The organism is Streptomyces albicerus, from assembly GCF_008905045.1.
In the GTDB taxonomy this organism is placed as follows: domain Bacteria; phylum Actinomycetota; class Actinomycetes; order Streptomycetales; family Streptomycetaceae; genus Streptomyces; species Streptomyces albicerus.
The window spans coordinates 1-18,343 of record NZ_VWMY01000124.1 but is presented as its reverse complement, the minus strand read 5'-3'; the positions used below and the strand labels follow the sequence as shown (position 1 = coordinate 18,343).

At 69.8% G+C, this 18,343-nt stretch carries 17 protein-coding genes and 2 pseudogenes; 9 read left to right on the top strand and 10 right to left on the bottom strand.

From position 1 onward, the window contains the following. The 6 genes and pseudogenes from GAS53_RS51950 to GAS53_RS51925 form a co-directional block, all read right to left on the bottom strand. On the bottom strand, window positions 1-445 hold a 445-nt coding region (locus GAS53_RS51950; RefSeq protein WP_192583684.1), incomplete at its 3' end, for a cation:proton antiporter domain-containing protein. A 217-nt stretch (window positions 446-662) separates the two neighbouring features. Continuing rightward, window positions 663-719, bottom strand: a pseudogene (locus GAS53_RS58695) (DoxX family protein); the annotation flags it as partial. 144 nt (window positions 720-863) lie between these two features. Further along, entirely contained in the window at window positions 864-2,906 is a 2,043-nt protein-coding gene (locus tag GAS53_RS51940) for an acetoacetate--CoA ligase (RefSeq protein WP_151484816.1), read from the bottom strand. Then, window positions 2,903-4,528, bottom strand: a complete 1,626-nt coding sequence (mhpA, locus tag GAS53_RS51935; protein WP_151484815.1) for a bifunctional 3-(3-hydroxy-phenyl)propionate/3-hydroxycinnamic acid hydroxylase MhpA — start codon at window positions 4,526-4,528, stop codon at window positions 2,903-2,905. The genes GAS53_RS51940 and mhpA overlap by 4 nt, the downstream gene beginning before the upstream one ends. Before the next feature lie 19 nt (window positions 4,529-4,547). Further along, window positions 4,548-5,486, bottom strand: coding sequence for a fumarylacetoacetate hydrolase family protein (locus GAS53_RS51930; protein ID WP_151484814.1), 939 nt, complete (start codon window positions 5,484-5,486; stop codon window positions 4,548-4,550). A gap of 27 nt (window positions 5,487-5,513) precedes the next feature. Continuing rightward, the gene (locus tag GAS53_RS51925) at window positions 5,514-6,659 is read right to left on the bottom strand and encodes a VOC family protein (RefSeq protein WP_151484813.1); all 1,146 of its coding nucleotides are present in this window, start codon (window positions 6,657-6,659) and stop codon (window positions 5,514-5,516) included. Between the two features lie 136 nt (window positions 6,660-6,795). Between GAS53_RS51925 and GAS53_RS51920 the strand changes: the two genes are divergently transcribed. The 4 genes from GAS53_RS51920 (at window position 6,796) to GAS53_RS51905 (ending at window position 10,004) form a co-directional block, all read left to right on the top strand. Beyond that, window positions 6,796-7,431, top strand: coding sequence for a TetR/AcrR family transcriptional regulator (locus GAS53_RS51920; RefSeq protein WP_151484812.1), 636 nt, complete (start codon window positions 6,796-6,798; stop codon window positions 7,429-7,431). 58 nt (window positions 7,432-7,489) lie between these two features. Further along, entirely contained in the window at window positions 7,490-7,744 is a 255-nt protein-coding gene (locus tag GAS53_RS51915) for a hypothetical protein (protein WP_192583685.1), read from the top strand. A gap of 316 nt (window positions 7,745-8,060) precedes the next feature. Further along, entirely contained in the window at window positions 8,061-8,810 is a 750-nt protein-coding gene (locus tag GAS53_RS51910) for an SDR family oxidoreductase (RefSeq protein WP_151484811.1), read from the top strand. 354 nt (window positions 8,811-9,164) lie between these two features. Further along, on the top strand, window positions 9,165-10,004 hold the full coding sequence (locus GAS53_RS51905) for a helix-turn-helix transcriptional regulator (protein WP_151484810.1): 840 nt from the start codon (window positions 9,165-9,167) through the stop codon (window positions 10,002-10,004). A 159-nt stretch (window positions 10,005-10,163) separates the two neighbouring features. On the opposite strand, the pseudogene GAS53_RS57375 reads toward GAS53_RS51905, so the two are convergent. From GAS53_RS57375 to GAS53_RS51890, 3 genes and pseudogenes are all read right to left on the bottom strand, one after another. After that, window positions 10,164-10,571: pseudogene (locus GAS53_RS57375) on the bottom strand (LLM class F420-dependent oxidoreductase); the annotation flags it as partial. A gap of 41 nt (window positions 10,572-10,612) precedes the next feature. Then, window positions 10,613-11,023, bottom strand: coding sequence for an NADPH-dependent F420 reductase (locus tag GAS53_RS51895; protein ID WP_225859661.1), 411 nt, complete (start codon window positions 11,021-11,023; stop codon window positions 10,613-10,615). Between the two features lie 14 nt (window positions 11,024-11,037). After that, window positions 11,038-11,175: a hypothetical protein gene (locus GAS53_RS51890; protein ID WP_225859660.1), complete on the bottom strand. Its 138-nt coding sequence runs from the start codon at window positions 11,173-11,175 to the stop codon at window positions 11,038-11,040. Window positions 11,176-11,303: 128 nt separating this feature from the next. Between GAS53_RS51890 and GAS53_RS51885 the strand changes: the two genes are divergently transcribed. From GAS53_RS51885 to GAS53_RS51875, 3 genes are all read left to right on the top strand, one after another. Continuing rightward, window positions 11,304-11,897 carry a TetR family transcriptional regulator gene (locus GAS53_RS51885; protein ID WP_151484809.1) on the top strand — a complete coding sequence of 198 codons (594 nt, stop codon included), beginning with the start codon at window positions 11,304-11,306 and terminating at the stop codon, window positions 11,895-11,897. A 48-nt stretch (window positions 11,898-11,945) separates the two neighbouring features. Beyond that, window positions 11,946-12,581, top strand: a complete 636-nt coding sequence (locus tag GAS53_RS51880) for a TetR family transcriptional regulator (RefSeq protein ID WP_318724572.1) — start codon at window positions 11,946-11,948, stop codon at window positions 12,579-12,581. A gap of 525 nt (window positions 12,582-13,106) precedes the next feature. Further along, on the top strand, window positions 13,107-13,616 hold the full coding sequence (locus tag GAS53_RS51875) for a hypothetical protein (RefSeq protein ID WP_151484808.1): 510 nt from the start codon (window positions 13,107-13,109) through the stop codon (window positions 13,614-13,616). 655 nt (window positions 13,617-14,271) lie between these two features. Here the strand turns inward: GAS53_RS51875 and GAS53_RS51870 are convergent. After that, window positions 14,272-14,745 (bottom strand): DUF4333 domain-containing protein, encoded by a 474-nt coding sequence (locus tag GAS53_RS51870; protein ID WP_151484807.1) that lies wholly within the window; start codon window positions 14,743-14,745, stop codon window positions 14,272-14,274. 533 nt (window positions 14,746-15,278) lie between these two features. On the opposite strand from GAS53_RS51870, the gene GAS53_RS51865 reads away from it, so the two are divergent. Both GAS53_RS51865 and GAS53_RS51860 read left to right on the top strand, forming a co-directional pair. Then, on the top strand, window positions 15,279-17,609 hold the full coding sequence (locus GAS53_RS51865; protein ID WP_151484806.1) for a sensor histidine kinase: 2,331 nt from the start codon (window positions 15,279-15,281) through the stop codon (window positions 17,607-17,609). Continuing rightward, on the top strand, window positions 17,606-18,262 hold the full coding sequence (locus GAS53_RS51860) for a response regulator transcription factor (protein ID WP_192583683.1): 657 nt from the start codon (window positions 17,606-17,608) through the stop codon (window positions 18,260-18,262). The genes GAS53_RS51865 and GAS53_RS51860 overlap by 4 nt, the downstream gene beginning before the upstream one ends. Window positions 18,263-18,343: the final 81 nt, after the last annotated feature.

Sequence of the window (18,343 nt, the reverse complement as noted above, 5' to 3'; positions counted from 1 at the left end):
GCAGCTGCCGCAGTTTCGCGGGGACTTCCTTGCGGCCCACGATCGCGGAGGCGAACACCGGGTCGGTCGGGGCCAGGACCGCGCCGACGAGGAAGGACGTCGTCCAGTCCAGGCCGACCAGGAAGTGTGTGATGAGCGCCATGCCGACGAAGGCGAGCGGCATGCCCAGGCCGAGGGCACGGGCCGGGTTCTTCCAGTGGGCGCGCAGCTTCGGGAAGGAGACGTGCATGCCGTCGGTGAACAGCACCGCGAACAGCGCCAGATCGGCCGTCACAGCCACGATGTCGCTGTCCGGTGTGATGTGGATCAGCCCGAGAAACCCGTCGCTGACCAGCGCACCACCCACGAGAAAGAGAAAGGAGGTGGACAGCACGGTCCGGGCCGCGAGGCCCGACAACAGCACCGCGATAAGCAGCGCCACCCCGAAGACCACAATGAGCACCATGGCCGAAGCCCCCGATCGGAAGAGAGAGTGATCCCCTGCTCGCCGACCAGGCTTCCCGGCACACCGGGGGGAACCTTACAGGTCCTTGACGCATCTTTGACAGATCACTTATACGCGCAATGGCCTCTGTGACCTTGCCGGATCCCGGCAACCGTGAGCGCGGCGCCGACGCCGACAGCAGACCGACGGCCCCGGCCGCCTCCAGGGTGCCGACGACGCGGTAGAGACGTGGCGGCATGCCGAGATGGGCTGCCGCCTGGCGCATGACCGGCACTGCGGCCGGCTTCGCCAGGTCCAGCGGAAGGAAGATCAGGGTCAGCGCAACGGCGAGGGTGATCTCCGCCGTTCTCGTACCGAAGACCTTTCAGCAGAGATTGGCATCGGCACGCGCGCGCCGCCGACCGGCCGGGCGATGGCATCACGCCCTGTCTCGTTCGTCGTCCGAGGAGTGGCCGAGCCCGGTGCTCCTCCGGCTACGGCGTTCGGCTCCCAGGCGAGCGTAGTAGTCGATGAGGTTTGGGGCGTCCACCGCAGCGGCGTTGACAACCTGCTCGGCGGGGGCGCCCTGCAGCAGGCGTTTGACCGGGACCTCGAGCTTTTTCCCCGTACGGGTGTGCGGAATGGCCGGGACTTCGAGGATCTCGTCGGGGACGTGGCGGGGCGAGGCACCGGTACGGATGGCGTCGCGGATCCGGTCGCGCAGGGCGTCGTCGAGGGTCACCCCGGCCGCGGGGACGACGAACAGCGGCATCCAGTAGCCGCCGTCCGGTTCCTCCGCGCCGATGACCAGGGCCTCCGTGATCTCCGGAAGGCGCTCGACGACGTCATGGATGTCGGCGCTGCCGAGCCGTACGCCGTTGCGGTTGAGGGTGGAGTCGGAGCGGCCGTGCACGATCACCGAGCCGTGGGAGGTGACGGTGATCCAGTCGCCGTGCCGCCACACGTCCGGGTAGGCCGAGAAATAGGCGTCGTGGTAGCGGCCGCCGTCGGGGTCGTTCCAGAAGGACAGTGGCATCGACGGCATGGGGCGGGTGAGGACCAGCTCGCCCACCTGGTCCACCACCGGGAAGCCCTCGGCGTCGTACGCGGCCAGCGCCACGCCGAGGTGGGGTGCGGACAACTCCCCTGCCCAGACCGGGGTGTTGGGAGCGCTGCCGGCAAAGCCAGACACCACGTCCGTGCCGCCGCTGATGGAGGCCAGCAGGACGCGGTCGCCGACGTGGTCGCGGACCCAGGGGTAGGCGGAGGCGGGCAGGGTGGAGCCGGTGCAGCCGATGGCGCGGATCGCCGACAGGTCGTGCACGGACGGGTCGATGCCGAACTTGGACATGCCCAGCAGGTATTGGGGGCTGGTGCCGAAGAGGGTGACGCGATGGCGGGCCGCCAGCTCCCAGAGGATGTCCGGCTGGGTGAGCAGCGCCGGGCTGCCGTCGTACGTGCAGGTCGTGGCGCCGGTCAGGAGGGTGGAGACGACCAGGTTCCACATCATCCAGTGGGTGGTGGTGTACCAGAGGAGGCGGTCGCCGGGGCCGAGGTCGGAGTGCAGGCCCAGGGTTTTCAGGTGCTCCAGCAGGACGCCGCCGTGGCCGTGGACGATGCCCTTGGGCAGGCCGGTGGTGCCGGAGGAGAAGACGACCCAGAGCGGGTGGTCGAACGGCACGGGTGTGCAGGCGAGTTGCTCGGTCCGGGTGGCCGCGTCCTCCCACGGGACGACGAGCGCGGGATGGGTTTCGTCGGGCCGGGACAGGCGCATGTGGTCGACCAGCACCGTGGCCTTCAACGTCGGCAGGGCGCGGGCCAGGTCGAGGACGGCCTCGCGGCGGTCGTGCGTGGTGCCGTTGAAGAGGTAGCCGTCGGCGGCGATCAGGACGGTGGGTTCCAGCTGGGCGAAGCGGTCGGCGGCGGCCTTGGGGGCGTAGTCCTGGCCGCACACCGACCACACCGCGCCCAGGCTCGCGGCGGCGAGGAAGACGACGACGGCGTGCGGGGTGTTGGGCAGGTAGCCAACCACCCGGTCACCCATCCCGACGCCCAGATCGCGCAGGGTGGCGGCGACGGAGGCGACCTGGGCGCGCAACCGGTCCCCGGACACCTCGTAGCCGGCGCCGGCCTCGTCCAGCGCGATGATCGCGGGCGCCCCGGAGGACTGGTGCCGCAGGGCGTGGTGGGTGTAATTGAGGGTGGCGCCGGGGAACCAGCGGGCACCGGGCATCCTCTCCTCGGCCAGCACCCTGTCGTACGGTGTCGACGCCTGGATGTCGAAGTACTCCCAGACGGCGCTCCAGAACCCTTCGAGGTCGGTGACCGACCAGCGGTGCAGGGAGTAGTAGTCGGCCTCGACCCCGGTGTGACGGGCGGCGGCCCAGCGGGTGAAGTCCGCGATGCGGCTGCGCTCGGCGGTCTTGGGGTCCGGGGTCCAGAAGGGTTTCGCGGAGGGTGTGTGGTACGGCTGCGTGCTCATCGCGTGGTGCTCCTCAGCACAGGGGAGGCGGGGTGCTCGGTGGGGGCGGCGACGGGGCGCCGGGTGGTGCACAGCAGGGGCGCCCAGGCGGCGGTGCCGGTGAAGTCGGCGCCGCTCGCCGGGAGTACGTCCAGGACGACGCGGTCGGGCCGCAGCAGGACCGCGTCCGCGCGGCCGGCCCGCAGCCAGGCCGCGAGGGTGCCGTCGTCGCTGATCCCTGCCGTGTGGACGATCCGGGCGCCGAGCCCTTCGGCCAGGGCACGCGCGGCGGGCGGGAGCGGCACCGCGGTCAGTACGGCGAAGGAGTCGCCCAGGACGTCGTCGAGGCGAGTGCGCTCGTCGTCCGTGGTCACCCAGGGCTGCGGGCAGTGGGTGCCCGCGAGCCCGCGCAGGGGGTTGCGGCGTCGTATCAAGGGGCCTGCGGACAGGGCGGGGCTGAGGTTGCGGGTGGCCGCGCCCGTCACACCGGGTATGCGGCACGCCGCGCTCACGGCGGTCCGGCGCAGAGCGGCGGCGCGGTCCTGACCGCCGGTCATGGCCCAGCCGGTCGCGACCGCGAGGCGGATCACATGGCGGGCGTGCGGCTTGCGTTCGCGCTCATACGTTTCCAAGAGCCGTTCGTCGACGCCCTGTTGGAGGACGCGGGCCAGCTTCCAGGTGAGGTTGTAGGCGTCGCGCATCCCGGCGCACAGCCCCTGGCCCACGAAGGGCGGGGTGAGGTGGGCGGCGTCGCCGAGCAGGAAGACCCGGCCCCGGCGCCACCGGTCGGCGATGCGGGCCCGGAAGGTGTACTGCGCCTGTCGGACGACGTGGAAGTCGTCGCCGTAGGAGATGTCCACCCACGGGGCGACCAGCTCGCGCAGCCGCTCGTGATCCAGCCCGCCCGGGTCCGGCAGCCGGAACTCCCAGCGGTAGCGGTCCTCGCCGATCCGCATGAAGGTGGCCGGCCGGTGCGGGTCGCAGACCTGGTCGACGCCCTCCCAGCTCCGGACGGGCAGGCTGGTGCGTACGTCGATGACAGTCCACTGCTCCTCGAAGCGCAGGTCCTCCCATACCGCGCCGATGGCCTTTCGGGTGAGGCTCCCCGCGCCGTCGCAGCCCAGGACCGCGTCCGCCCGCAGAAGGTGTTCGCCCTCGTCGTCGCGGTAGGACACCTGGACCGTTCCGCCGGTGTCCTGTGCCACTCGGGTGACCTCCACCCCGCCCCGCAACTCGCACTCGGGACGGCGGGCCAGCTCGGCGCGCAGCAGCCGTTCCAGCTCGGGCTGGTCGAACATGCTGGTCTGCGGGAAGCCGTGGCGGCCGTGCGGGGACCGCCGGAACTCGGCGATCACCCGGTGCCGGGTGTCCAGCAGTCGCAGCCCTTTGGCCGGACGGGCGATCGCGGTGAACTCCTCGGCGACTCCGGCGGCCTGGAGGATCCGGCAGATCTCGTCGTCGGTGGCGACGGCGCGCGGGAGGGGGTAGACGTCCTGGTGGCGTTCGAGGACGACGCTGCGGACGCCGTGCCGGGCCAGCAGCAGGGCGGCGGTCACGCCCACGGGCCCGGCCCCGACGATCATCACGGGTACATGTGCCGAGCCGGGCGCGGTGTCCCGTGGTCCGGCCTGGTCGACGGTCATGTGCGGCTCACTTCGGGTCTCAGTTCGCGTCGGTCACGGCGGTGCGCTGCTCGCCGAGGTCGATCCGCCCGTCCGGGGTGGCGATGGTCGCGGTCACCATGTCGCCGTGGTGCAGGTAGTGCGGGTTCTTGGCCTGGGTCTTGAAGAACGCCTTCCACTTCACGGCGGGCGGCAGCAGCGAGCCGATCTTCTCGACCGCCTTGGGCGGGGCCTTCAGGGCGGTGCCGCCGGGGGTGCCGGTCAGCAGCAGGTCGCCGGCGTCGAGCGTCTGGAAGCGGGCGAGCAGGGTCAGCGCCTGCGCCGGGCGGACGATCATGTCGGCGAGGGTGCGGTCCTGGCGCAGGTCGCCGTTGACCGACAGCTTCAGCCGCAGGTCCAGGAGATGGGCGAAGTCCTCCGGCTCCAGCAGGGAGAGGTAGGGCCCGGTGGGCGTGAAGGTCGGGTACGACTTGCTCTCGTAGAACTGCGTCTTGGTCAGCTGTACGTCACGGGCGCTGACGTCGTTGGTGATCACGAGTCCGGCGACGTACGAGGGCAGGTCCCGCTCCTCGACGACGGTGCCGACGGGCAGCGTCGTCCCCATGACCAGGCCCAGCTCCACCTCGTAGTCGAGGAACTTCACATGCGACGGCCGGACGATCGCTTCGCCCGGTCCGCTCACCGAGCCGGACGCCTTGCGGAAGAAGGTGGGCGGGATGTCGCCGGTGAAGCCCGAATCGCGGGCGTGGCTGCGGTAGTTGACCATCTGGGCGACCACGCGGCAGGGCGTGGTGACCGGGGAGAGCGCCACCAGGTCGGCGACCGGCGTGCCCGGTTCGCCGCTCGCGGCGGCTTCGCGCACGGCGGCCCGGTCGGCGAGCAGGTCGGCGGTGGTGACGGCCTTGGTGTCGACGGGGAGGGCGCGGTCGCCGAGGACGGCCCACCATCCGTCGGCGGTGCGCAGGACGTTCGTACTCATGTCATTGCCTTCATCAGGGGGTGGGGGTCAGGAGTTGGCGGCCTTGAGCAGACCGAGGAGTCGTGCGGGGTCGAGTTCGTTGTCGCCGCGCAGGGCCTGGATGACGTCGCGGACCCGTTGCGGAGAGGGGCCGGCGCCGAGGAAGTCGCGGGTGGCCGGCGGGCCCCACTGGGCGAGGCCGCTGGTCGACATGGGCGCCCAGCCGGGTTCGAGGTCGCAGGAGAACAGGTCGCCGTCGGCGAAGTGCTCCAGCATGAAGCGGTCGGGGTCGCGCCAGTAGTCGAAGAGCTGGCTGCCCTGGATGTGCCGGCCGATGCCCCAACTGCGCTGGTAGCCACGCTCGTTGAGGTACTCGCCGCCGGCAGCGATCGAGTCGAGGTCGGTGACCTGGTAGGCGGAGTGGACGTAGCCGTTGCCCGGGCCGAGGTGCATCGCCAGGGTGTGGTGGTCCACCGCCAGGCTGCCCCGGTCGCAGCGGATGAACGCCATCGTCGGACCGCGCCCGCGCTGCCCGTCCAGGAACAGGAAGTCGGACACGATCATGCCGAGGGTGTCCAGGTACCAGTCCAGGGCGCGCGCGAACACCCTTGTCTCCAGCACCACATGGCCCAGGCGCTGGATACGGGACGGCTCGCGGGGCGGGCGCTGGGTGGCGTTTGTACGGCGGTGCTCGGTGCCGTAGTTGAGGAGCAGCGGCCGCTGCTCCGGCAGCGCGGGCAGCTCCTCGCCGCAGTGCACGACCCGTACCGGGAAGCCCGACGGGTCCAGCAGGTTCACCCCCTGGCCGCCGCCGGGCACATCAGCGTCCCGTACATCCGTCCCCGTTGCCCGTGCGAGCCGGTCCAGGTCGGCCCGCTCGGCCGCCCGGAACGCCGGGCCGATGAAACGGGACGTACGACCGCGCCGGATCACCATGCACGGCGAGCCGGCGAAGGTGCCCCGCAGCCACAGCTCCCGCTCGGTCCGAGCGGCGATACCGAAACCGAAGTCACGGGCGAAGACCTCGGCCCGGTCCAGGTCGGGCTTCTCGAACTCCAGCCAGGCCAGGTCGGCCACTTTGACCACGGGATTCCGGGAGCGTCCCGGATGCTCGCCGCGCAGGGCGCCCTGCTCACTGTGGAGGTCCTGATGGGCCGTCTTGACGGCGGCCCCGTCGACGTGGGTTTCGGACATGGCGTCCTCCAAGCAACATTGCCGTAATGAGGAAATCATCAAGTTTGACAGAACTCGCCGTCAAGGGGTGAGCCAGAAGAAATGATGGATTCATCAGAACTGCTGGTGTTCCCGTTACCGCGGCTAGACTCTGCGCATGCCTTCGTCAGCCCCGCCCCGCAACCGCTTCGAGCGGCGCCGCGCCGAGACCCGCCAGGCACTGATCCGCGCGGCGAGGCAGATCCTCGCCGAGACCGGGGACACCAGCGCCAGCATCCAGGCGATCGCCGAGCGCGCGGATGTCGGCTTCGGGTCCTTCTACAACCACTTCGAGTCGAAGACGGAACTGTTCGACGCGGCGGTGGTGGACGCGCTGGAGGAGTTCGGCCAGACCTTCGACGAGCGACTGGCCGGGATCGACGACCCGGCGGAACTGGTCGCGGCGGGCTTCCGGCTCAGCGCCCGCATGGCCGACTCCCACCCGGAGCTCATGCAGGTGCTGCGCCGCCGCGGACTCGGCTACCTCCACTCGGAGAACGGCCTGGCTCCCCGGGCCCTGCGCGACCTGGAGGCCGGCATCGCGTCCGGCCGCTTCACCGCCCTCGACCCCGTCGTCGCCCTCTCCGCGCTCGGCGGCACGCTGCTGTCCCTGGTCGAGCTGAGGTTCACCCGCCCCGACCTGGACGGGGACGAAGTCGCCTCGAACCTGGCCGAAATGGTGCTGCGCATGCTGGGCCTCCCCTCGGGCGACGCCGGCGAGGTCGCCCGACGCCCACTGCCCGACCTCGACTGACCGTCCTCGGCCGACGGCTTCGGCTTCTTCGGGGGTGGCCGGTCGTTGACGAAGGGCGGTGCCCGGTGCCCCTCCCGGCACCGCCCCGGGCCGTGCGCCGCTCAGGCACGGCCGTCCTGGGACGGAGGAGTCACCCCGTGCCACGGACGAGACCTCGCTCGCCCTGCAGAAGCGCTTCGCCGCCGCGGTGCCCAGACTCGTCGTCAGCAAGGACATCGACAGCGTGCGCCTGGACCGCGTGGCCGGCAACAGCGGTACCCCGAAGGGCTTCAACGACGCTCTGGCGCAAATCAAGGCAGAAGCATCCGGCTGACCGTCGGCCGCAGGTATCACTTGCGGCTGCGGCTGATTCCGCCGACCGCGGGCACGAGGGCGTTCAGGCCAAGTCCGCGACCACCCTCGGCAGATCCGCCGTTACCGCCCAGACCGTGATCCTGGCCACCGGGGTCTCCTACCGGCCGCTCGCGGCGCCCGGTCTGGAGGCGCTGACCGGCTGTGGCGTCTTCTATGCCCCAGGCAGGGACCGCCGATCCATGGATAAACCTTCCTCTCCCGCCCCTGGGCGGGCGCTCCTACGGTCGAGGCTGCGGGCGCTCACCGGCCCGCCGTAACGAAGGAAAGAGACCCCCATGAAGATGACCGGCAACACGATCCTGATCACCGGCGGAACCTCGGGCATCGGGCTCGGTCTGGCCCTGCGTCTGCACGAGGCCGGCAACAAGGTGATCGTCGCCGGCCGGCGCAAGGAACTCCTCGACGAGATCACGGCTGAGCACCCGGGCATCGACGCGCTCGTCCTCGATGTCGCGGACCCCGACTCGATCGCCCGGGCCCGCGAGACCGTGGCGGCGAGCCACCCAGGGCTGAACGTCCTGGTCAACAACGCCGGCATCATGCTGCTGGAGAACATCCTCGACCCGGCCGGACTCCCGGTCGCCGAGGACCACGTCACGGTCAACCTGCTCGGCACGATCCGGATGACGTACGCCTTCCTGCCGCTGCTGGTGGGCAAGGACGACGCGGTCGTCATGAACGTCACCTCGTCGCTGGCGTTCGTACCGTTCCAGAGCACCCCGACCTACAGCGCGACCAAGGCCGCGCTGCACTCCTTCTCCGAGAGCCTGCGCATCCAGCTCGCCGGTGCCGACGCCGGCGTCCAGGTGATCGAGGTAGTCCCGCCGGGCGTGCGCACGACCCTGCTGGGCCAGCAGGACAGCGACCAGTCCATGCCGTTGGACGACTTCCTCACCGAGACCCTCGACCTGCTGCGCGAGAACCCCGACGCGAAGGAGCTTGTCGTCGAGCGCGCCAGGTTCATCCGCGACGCGGTGGCCAACGGCTCCTACGACGACGTCCTCGCCATGATCAGCGGCAGCTGACCGACCTGTAATGACCGACGCGGAACAACAGCACGCGGGCGGGTCCTGTGGGCCACATCATGGACGAACGCGAGCTTGACCCGCCTCGGGGTGGTCGGCCGGTCCCAAGCGTTGGGCTTCCTCGACGGTGGACCGTCGCCGCAGGCCGTCTTCCAGGCCGACGGCCTGCGGCGCACCGCCGAATGTCGGCGAATTTCCCAGCGGGTCAGGCAGGTCAGGTAACCATCGGGTCGTCTCACTGCGAGCGCCCTCGGCGTCGGCCGTATGAGCGGCTTCGCGCGGGTGGGAGAGGACTGCTCAGCCATGGATCGGTGGTCCCTGGATAGCCGGGCGGGATGCGGCGAGGATGGGGGCATGGACAAGAAGGAACTGGCGGAATTCCTGCGCCACCGGCGTGAGACTCTGCGGCCCTGCGACGTCGGGCTGGCCGAGGGGCCGCGCAGGCGTACGCAGGGGCTGCGCCGCGAGGAGGTCGCGCAGCTCGCCGGCATGTCCACCGACTACTACGCCCGGCTGGAACAGCAGCGTGCTCCGCAGCCCTCCGTCCAGATCACCACGGCTCTCGCCCGGGCACTGCGGCTGACCCTGGACGAACGCGACCACCTCTTTGTCCTCATCGGCCACAACGCCCCGGCCCGCTTTCAGCGCTCCGAACATGTCAGCCCGACGCTGATGCGGGTCCTGGACCGCCTGGACGACTCCCCGGCCCTGGTACAGACCGACCTGGTCGACACCCTCGCGATGAACCCGTTGGCCGTCGCGCTGCTCGGCGATCAGACCCGCCACACCGGTCTGGCCAGTAGCGCCTACTACCGCTGGTTCATGGACCCGGCCGAACGTCTGATGGTTCCCGAGGAGAACCGCGAACGCCACGGCCGCACCCAGGCAGCCCGCCTGCGGGCCGCGCTGACCGCCGGCAGCGACACCCCCCGAGCCGCCCGGATCCTCGCCGAACTCCAGGAAAACAGCCCCGAGTTCGTCCGCATGTGGGAACTTCAGGAGGTCGCCCGACGCTACGACGACTGCAAGACCATCCTCCATCCCGAACTCGGCCGCATCGACGTCGACGCCCAGGTCCTGTTCACCGAGAACCGCGCCCAGACCCTGGTGGTGCTGACCACTCGCCCCGGCACGGAGAGCCACAGCAAGCTCGAACTGCTCTCCGTCATAGGGCACCAGCAGCTCACCCCCTGACGTCCTGGACCGGGGGGCGGGTCCAGGCTCGGCTCCGCGTCGTCGACCTCGGCGATCAGCTGAGCTCACACACGAGACCAGCGCCGACGCCCTCCAGCCCCAATCCCCGCTCTCAGCTTCTTGTTCAGCCAGGGCTCCACCACTCGCCCCGCTGGGGGCCGTCTTTCGGATCCGCGCGTAGTCACGGTCCACGTCGGCGCAGTGGCAGCGCAGCACCTCCAGCTTGTGCGCGACCTCGGCGTGAGGGAGCGAGGTGAGGTTGCAGGCGTCCGCGTACTGGGCCACCAGCCTCAGGGTCTTCTCCTCGCCGCCTCCGCCGATCATGATCTCCGGGTGCGGCGCACTCACCGGCGGTGGCACGCACACCGTCTCGGCCAGGTCCGGCATGGCGCTCTCGGCGCCGCCCAGTACCTCCATCTGGAAGTAGCGGTCCATCACCGACAGCCGGCCCACCCCCGCCACCTCGGCGGCGGCTCCGACCGCCGCCAGCTCAGGCCCCAGCCCACCGTGCCTCTTCAAGTCACCTGCGGGGTCGTCGAATCCCACGATGCTGATGCCCAGTCGCATGTCAGCCTCCTCGCCGCAGACCCTGGTCCGCGCCTCGCGCTTCAGTCCCGGCTGAGGGTCGCGCGGGCGTCGCCCGCGGAGCGCCGGACGGCGGTGTCGGTCAGTTGCGTCACCGTGGCAGCGGGCACCGGGACGCCCGGGGTCTCGAAGAACCAGCGCCCCAGCTCCTCCTGGGTCAGCCCGTCGGGCTGTGCCGCCAGGTACGGCTGTACGTAGACCGGGGTGCCCGGCTCGCTCCGCCAGCTGTCGGCGAGGGTGCCGATGTCCACGGCGTCGTAGCCCAGCGCGTCCAGCAGTTCGGCGACCTGCGCCTTGGCGGTCGTGTCGTCACCGGCGATGGGCAGGGCACTGCGGTCGTCGGCGCCGGCGGGCCGGGCGAAGGTGAACAGGCGCACGAAGTCGATGCTGTTGAACGCCTTGACCACCCGGGAGTCGGCCAGGTGTCGCTGCACCAGAGTGCTGGAGGTCAGCCCGCCGGCGTCCAACTCGGCGATGTGGCCGATGCGATCGGGGAACCCTCCTCGGCGAGCCGTTCGGCCGTGGCCGCGCCGATGCCGGTCGCGCCCCCGGCAATGACGATCCTCTTGCCCTGCAGACCCCTCATGACTCTCTCCCTTTGCTGAGCTTAAGCGCCACACTTGTGTTAGTCGCTACAGTATGACACTCAGTTTCAGGATAGGAACTATGGCTCATCGTTGCGAGTCGAGGTCAAGGGAGAGGTAGGATCGAGAAGTGAGTGGAGCAGTACGTACGAACACGAGAGACATCGCACGGGCCGCCATCCGGTCCGAGCTGGCCCAGGTGGCCTTCGACCTGTTCCGCCGCGAGGGCTTCGACAACGTCACCGTCAATGACCTGGCCGCGGCTGCGGGAGTGTCCCGCAGTACCTTCCTGCGCTATTTCGGCAGCAAGGAGGACGCCGTCCTCGGCGCCGTCGACATCCAGGGCGAACAGGTCGTCGGTGCTCTACGCGCCCGGCCTGCCGACGAGGGCGACTGGACGGCCCTGCGGCGCGCGCTGGACACCGTCACCGAACTCCATCGCCGGGACCCGGACGGCGCACTCGTGATGTCCCAGCTGATCATGCGCACGCCCGCGCTGGGCGCCCGCACACTGGAGAAGCAGAACGGCTGGCGCCCCGCCATCGCCCAGGCACTCGCCGAGCGCGCCGATCCCTCGTGGCCCGACCTCCTGGTTCCGTCGGTACGCGCCGCCGTCGCGGTGGACTGCTTGAACGTCGCCGTCGACCACTGGACCGCCTCCGACGGCGGCCTCGACCTCGACGCCCTGCTCGACGAGGCCTTCGCCGCATTCGCGCCGGGGTAGGCACATCCGCTTTGTGAAACCGGGTGTCATACTGGCATCTTGAAGACAATGCTGGGACCGAGGCCGGAGTACGGGATGGGGGCGCGGGTGGACGTGGCAGCCGGGCGCGGGAAGACCCGTGACATCGCCCGGGCCGCGGTACGGGCCGAACTGGCCCAGGTGGCGTTGGACCTGTTCCTGCGCGAGGGATTCGACAAGGTCACGCTGGATGACCTGGCCGCCGCAGCAGGTGTGTCCCGCAGTACCTTCCTGCGGTACTTCGGCAGCAAGGAAGAAGCGGTTCTCAGCGTCTTCGACGCGCACGGCAGGCAGATCGCCGACGCCGTACGCGCCCGCCCGGCCGACGAAGACGACTGGACGGCGCTGCGTCACGGGTTGGACGTCGCCATCGAGCACTACCGTCAGGACCCGGCCCGGGCCCTGACGATGACTCGGCTCGTCCTCGACACACCCGCCCTGTGCGCCCGGCAGTTGGAGAAGCAGCGCGGCTGGTGGCCGGCCCTGGCCAATGCCCTTGTCGAGCGCACCGATTCCCCGCAGCCCCTGACGCCGGCCATCTCGGTGAAGGCCGCCGCCGCGCTGGACTGTCTCAACATCGCTCTCGACCACTGGACCGCCTCCGACGGCCGTCTCGACCTCGTCGACCTTCTGGACCAGGCATTCGCCGCGCTCAGCTCCCGCTGATGCACTGAAGCCCGGGCCGCCTGAGGCCTTGATGGTCTCGGTGATCCATGATGGAGCGGTCGGCCTGCCCTGAGTTGAGTGGAGCCGAGGGCCTGTCCCGAGTTGTATGGAGTCGGGACAGGCCAAGCCCGAGTCGGAGGGCGAGCCCTGGCTGTTGGCAGCCGCGGAAGCCCCGGTTCCGGGACTACCGGGGGCACGTGGGTCTCGGGAATCGGTGCCAGGCCACACCCATCACCGCATGATCCCAGCTGCACGGCGACCGACAGCTCGCACTCGGCCGACACAATCGGAGCCCCCGTAGGGCGGATGCGCAGGGCCCAGGGGCCCGGACTTGACCCGCTCGGCGCGCTGAAGTGAAGGAACCGCCGGGGCCGGCGCACGGGTTCAGTGAGGACTCTGCGGTGTTCTGGCACAAGGGGAATGGCCGGGTCGGCAGCGGCCCCGGTGTGGTGGGCGTGGCTAGGTTGTGGCTGTCCGCATCAGCGGCAACAGCAGGGAAATCAGGGAATCGGGGGAATCATGCGCATGCACAAGCGACGCGCGGTCGGTGCGCTCACCGCCGCGCTGCTCGGGCTCGGCGCGGTGATCGTTCCGGCGGGCAGCGCAGCCGCAAGCCCGGAGGGATGCGATTACCGCTCGTACGACGGACCGGGCTCGATCTTCATCTCGTGGAAGGGAGATCCGAAGCGGCTCGGCGATGGAAGGACACTCCGCCTCCAGACCGCCAAGGACGGGTGGTGGGTCGGCGGCGACCGCTCAAGCGCCTATCTGTCAGGGGCCGATGCAGGTGACAGTGCCTGGGTGGAGATCGAGCACGGGGACAAGCCCGGAGAGGATGATCACGGCACAGAGTGCGGCACCACCTCGGAGCGTACGCCGGACAGTTACGTCCCTTCGCCGATCACTGATCCGCGCTACGGCATCGAGACCAAGTGGTACTGGCACAGCAGTGACACAGTGACCGACCGCTGGATGCGCGCCTGCGCGGACTTGGGGTCCGGCACGGAGTGCACCTCCTGGTACTCGGACGACTGACCGGGCCCACGTGAAACCCGCAGGGCTGTACCGCAACAGCCGTACGGTACAGCCCTGTTGACGTGTTCAGCTCTCGACGACGGCGAGTTCGAGGTGCCCGAGGCGTTCCGGTTCCGCGATCACGTCGATCGCGGGCTCTTGCCGCCGGTGACCGTGAAGCCGAGCACCAGGAACAGGCGTCCACGCGGGGCCATGGCGAGGCCGACCGTCCTGTCGATCACGGACTCGGGGCGCCGCCTTGGACCTCCCGGACGTCCGGCCATCTGCGGGATGTCGTCGAAGGTGGAGGGCCGGGGTGATGTCATTGACGCCGGCCGCGGTTGTGATGACGTGCAGCGGGGTGCCGCGACCGTCGCAGATCGCATGGTGCTTGTCGCCCCTCTTGCGCCGGTCGACCGGTGAAAGACCGGTCGCGGCGCCCCTCTTTCAGCGCGGATGTGGGAGCCGTCCACGCACGCGCGAGCCCAGTTGAGGTTGCCGGACGCGCGTGCAGCTCGGCGAGCGGATGAGATGCAACTTCTCGAAGACGCCGGTCTGTTGCCAGCGGTCCAGGCGTCGCCGGCATGTCTGTCCAGAGCCGAACCCCAGCACCGGGGTTACGGGCCCTGCAGTAATGGGCCTTTCGTTTCCCGAACGGGTCGCTCGGACTCTGTGCTTACCCGACGCTGTCGTCGACCTTGAAGTTGTAATTGACCTGCTTGCCGTTGACCGACGTGGCGGTGACGGTGACACCGAGGGTGTCGCTGCCGGCAGTGAGCTCGCAGCGGATCGTGGCGCCGACCCGGGCCGGGAGGTGCTCAGGGCAGGTGACCCTGTCGGGACGTTTGCCGGTGTCCGCGGTGAGCTTGTCGGAGATCGTCTGCGCGACTCGGGCCTTGTGGACGGCCCCTTCCTCGCTGACGGCCGTGTTCCCGGGCTCCGCCGGGTCGTCACTGACCGGCTTCTCCTCGGCCGTCGGCTGCTCCTCGTCCGGGGCCTTCTCAACGGCGGCTGCGTCCTCGCTGGCCGTCGCGTCACTCTTCTTCTCCGCGTCGCCAATGCTGAAGGAGCATCCGGTGGCGAGAAGCACCGTCAGTGCGCCCAGCGCCGCTGCGGCCGCAATCCTCTTGTTGCGTCCCGTGTGCCACATTATTTCCCCCTGTTTGTGCGTGATGAGATAAAGGTTAGGAATGCGCGATTGACGGAATTGATTCCGTATATGAGCTGTTTGAGTTGGACTGTTACATAATCAACACCTTCTGCTCCGCCAAGCGGCCCCCTGTCGGCCCCACGCGAACACTCAGCGCAGCAAGGACTGCTGCTGCGGGCGCGATGGGGTCAGCAGGACACCGAACGCGGCATCGCAGTCAGTTGCACTTCAAGGGCGGCAGGATTGCTCGCTTCGAATCTGATGCCGGATGCCCCTGCCGGTGTCGGCTCCGTACGACGGGCACAGTAGCCCGGCCCGGTCGTTGAGTGTGCCGGTCGTTTGCCCCACAAGGAACGGCCGCCGCACACACCGGAGTACGCGGAAGGCAGGGGACGGCACCGGCTCTCGTTCACAGCCGTGACCTACCTTGATCGTCAGTCAACTACTCTTGTTCCGTGCGGCACGGGGGACATGAGGGGAACAGGGGTGCGGCCGCTGAGCCGATAGACGGGCCCAGGTCCAGCGAGCGCCTGTTGGTTCTGACCCTCGAGCGGTACGGGGTGTGGCTCAGGTCCACCGTGGTCTGCCTGTGCGGTGCGCTGGGCGTCGTCTTGGCGGACGCGGCGGAGATTCCCCTGACGATGTCTCTGCTGGTGCCCGCTCTCCTGGCCTGCGGTGTGCGCCTCTACGCGCTGCGCCGCCCGCTCCCGTTCGCCCTGCTGTGGCCGTTGGACGCGGCCGTGGTGGTGCTGACGGGACTGTCTCAGCCGGTGATCGGCGGCGACGGCGCGGATGTGATGGCGGAGGCTATCGTCGGCATCAGCATCATCGCTTTCCAGTACGAGTGGGCGACGCGCCCAGTGGCCGGGGCTGCCCTGGCCGTGTTGGGGGCCGCCGTCTGCGCGCTCGGCGACATCCTCTCCTCACCCACGCACAGCCCCGACTTGATCCCTCTGGTACGCATATTTGTCCAGGTGGGCCTGTCGAGGGCCGCTTACATCGTGGTTCGGGCGCGGGCCAGGTCGGCTGACCGGTCGGCCGCGGCCAGGGCGGCGTCGCGCCGGGAGGCCGAGGTCGCCGCCGCACGGAGGGCAACTGAGCGCGAGTACCTGGCGACTCTGCACGACACGGCGAGCGCGACGCTGCTGATGGTCTCCCAGGGCGACGGCAGGGACTGGTCATGGCTGCCGCCACGTGCAAGACAGGATCTGGAGGCATTGTCCGCCGTACCCGGATTCGAGACGGGGAGCGTCGACCTCGCGGCGCTTCTCGGCTGTGTGCCCGAGGGTGAGGGACAGGCCAGGGTGCGGCTCAAGACGCACATCGACGGCCCGCTCGTGATGCCGTCCGGCCCTGGGCTTGCGATATTCAACGGGGTCCAGGAAGCCGTCACCAATGTGGGCCGCCATGCCGGGGTGCGGGAAGCGGAGCTCAGGGCATGGATGGAGGGGGACGGCGCCGTCGTCGAACTGTCCGACGCGGGACGGGGCTTCGACCCGGAGTCCGTCCCCGCGCGGCGCCGGGGCATCTCCGGTTCCATCATCGGCAGGATGCACGCGGTCGGAGGCTCCGCCACGGTCAACTCGCAACCGGGAACCGGGACCTGCGTGCAGTGGCGCTGGCACGCCCATACCCGTGTGTCACAGAAAGGGGGCGGAGCGCAGGCGGCGGGCGTACCGCGCTCGCCTGGCGCCCAGGCACAGCACACGGCTGTCGTCCGCCTCATCCGCGGGCAGCTCCTTTACGGGGCCCAACTGGCCGTGCTGCTGATCAGCCTGGTGTGGCAGTTCACCATGTCGCTGCCCCAACTCACGGCCTACCAGGGCGTGTACCGCCCTGCGTGGGCACAGACAGCGGCCTTCGTCTGCCTCGCCGTCGTCGCGGTGACCGGGGGTGCCTATCTGCTGCGTGGCAGGCGGATCCCGCCGAGGGTGCGCTGGTGGAGCCTGGGCTCGGTGCTGACCGTTTCGGCGGTATGCGCGTTCACGCTCCCGCCGGAGCGGTCGACAGGTGCGGAGGACTGGGCGTTCGCAGTGGTGGGCTGGCATGCGCTGTTCCTGCTGGCAGACCTGCGGGTCAGGGCGTTCGCGGCGTTCCTCGGGGCGCATATAGGGCTCAACGCAACCGCTGTGTTCCTGTCGGGTGCGCCGACCGCCGCGGAGTTGGCCGTCATGGGGATCGCCGCGATATCCAACTGCGGCTTCCAGCTCTCCGTCGGTGTACTGATGACGCACCTGCTGCACGGTACGGCGCCGGCAGCGGGGACCGCGGCCGCACGGGAGGAAGAACTGCGTACCCGGGAACGCATCCACGAGGACATGCAGCGTGATCACAAGGAGCGCTACCGCGCCTTGACGGCGACGACAGTGCCGCTGCTGGTGGGCCTTGGCCACGGTGTGCTGAGCCCGCACGATGAGGAGGTCAGGCTGCGGTGCGGGGTGGAAGCCGCCCGTATGCGCCGCCTGTTCGCGGAGAGCGATGCCGTCTCCGATCCGCTGCTGAACGAGCTGCGGGCATGCGTGGAGGTGGCCGAGCACCACGGGGTGACGGTGAGCCTGGCCGTACGAGGCCGGCCCGGTGAGGTGCCCGTGGAGGTACGCAGGGATTTGCTCGATCCGGTGGCGGTGGTTCTGGGCCGTACCCGCTCGGTCGCGCGAGTGACTGTCGTGTGGACCCCCCGCGCGGTACGGGTGAGCGTGGTCAGCGAGGACTGCGCCGACGGCCGTGGCACGGGAGAAGCCGCGAAAGCACACGGCCGTGCCAGGGACGCCAACGTGACCGTGGCGCGAACGACGCACGGCAGAAGTGTGTGGGTGGAGGCCGGCTGGAGCAGACCGGCGGCCTGGGGAGTTGACCTGGCATGAGTGACAACGCACCAGTGAGCGTGGTCGTCGTGGACGACCATCCCGCCATCCTCTCGGGCGTGGAGGCGTGGTACGCCGCATCGCAGCGGCCCATCACCGTGGTCGCGGCCGGCGGCTCCGTGCAAGAAGCCTGGACCGCGCCGGGCAGTACGGCCGATGTCGTCGTCCTGGATCTGCAACTGGGCGAGGGTGGCCCCGCCTTCGGCAGCCTTCGAAGACTCGTCGACGCCGGGCGGCAGGTGGTCGTCTACTCGATGCGGGACGACGAGAAGACCGCGCTCGGCTGCCTGGACCTGGGAGCCGCGACCTTCCTGACCAAGAGCGAGGGCCGAGACCACCTGGTCGAGGCGACGCTGGCGGCAGCGGACGAGCGGCCCTACATGCCGCCCGCGCTGGCCGGCGCGCTGGGAACGAACACCCGCGCCGACCGCCCCCAGCTCTCCGGACGCGAGGAGAACGTGCTCATCGAGTGGTTCCAGTCGGAATCGAAGGAGCTGGTCGCCCAGCGTCTCGGCATCTCCGTCCGGACGGTCAACTCGTATCTGGACCGGGTGCGGATCAAGTACGCGAACGTCGGCCGCCCCGCGCGGACCAAGGCAAGCCTGGTGGCCCGCGCCATCCAAGACAGGCTGGTCGACGTGGACGACCTCTGAGAGGGCGTTTGGTGTGGGTGAAATGCCGTTTATTTCCTAGTAGGTTCCTCGCCAGGTGGGTGTGGTCTCGTCCGTTATGCG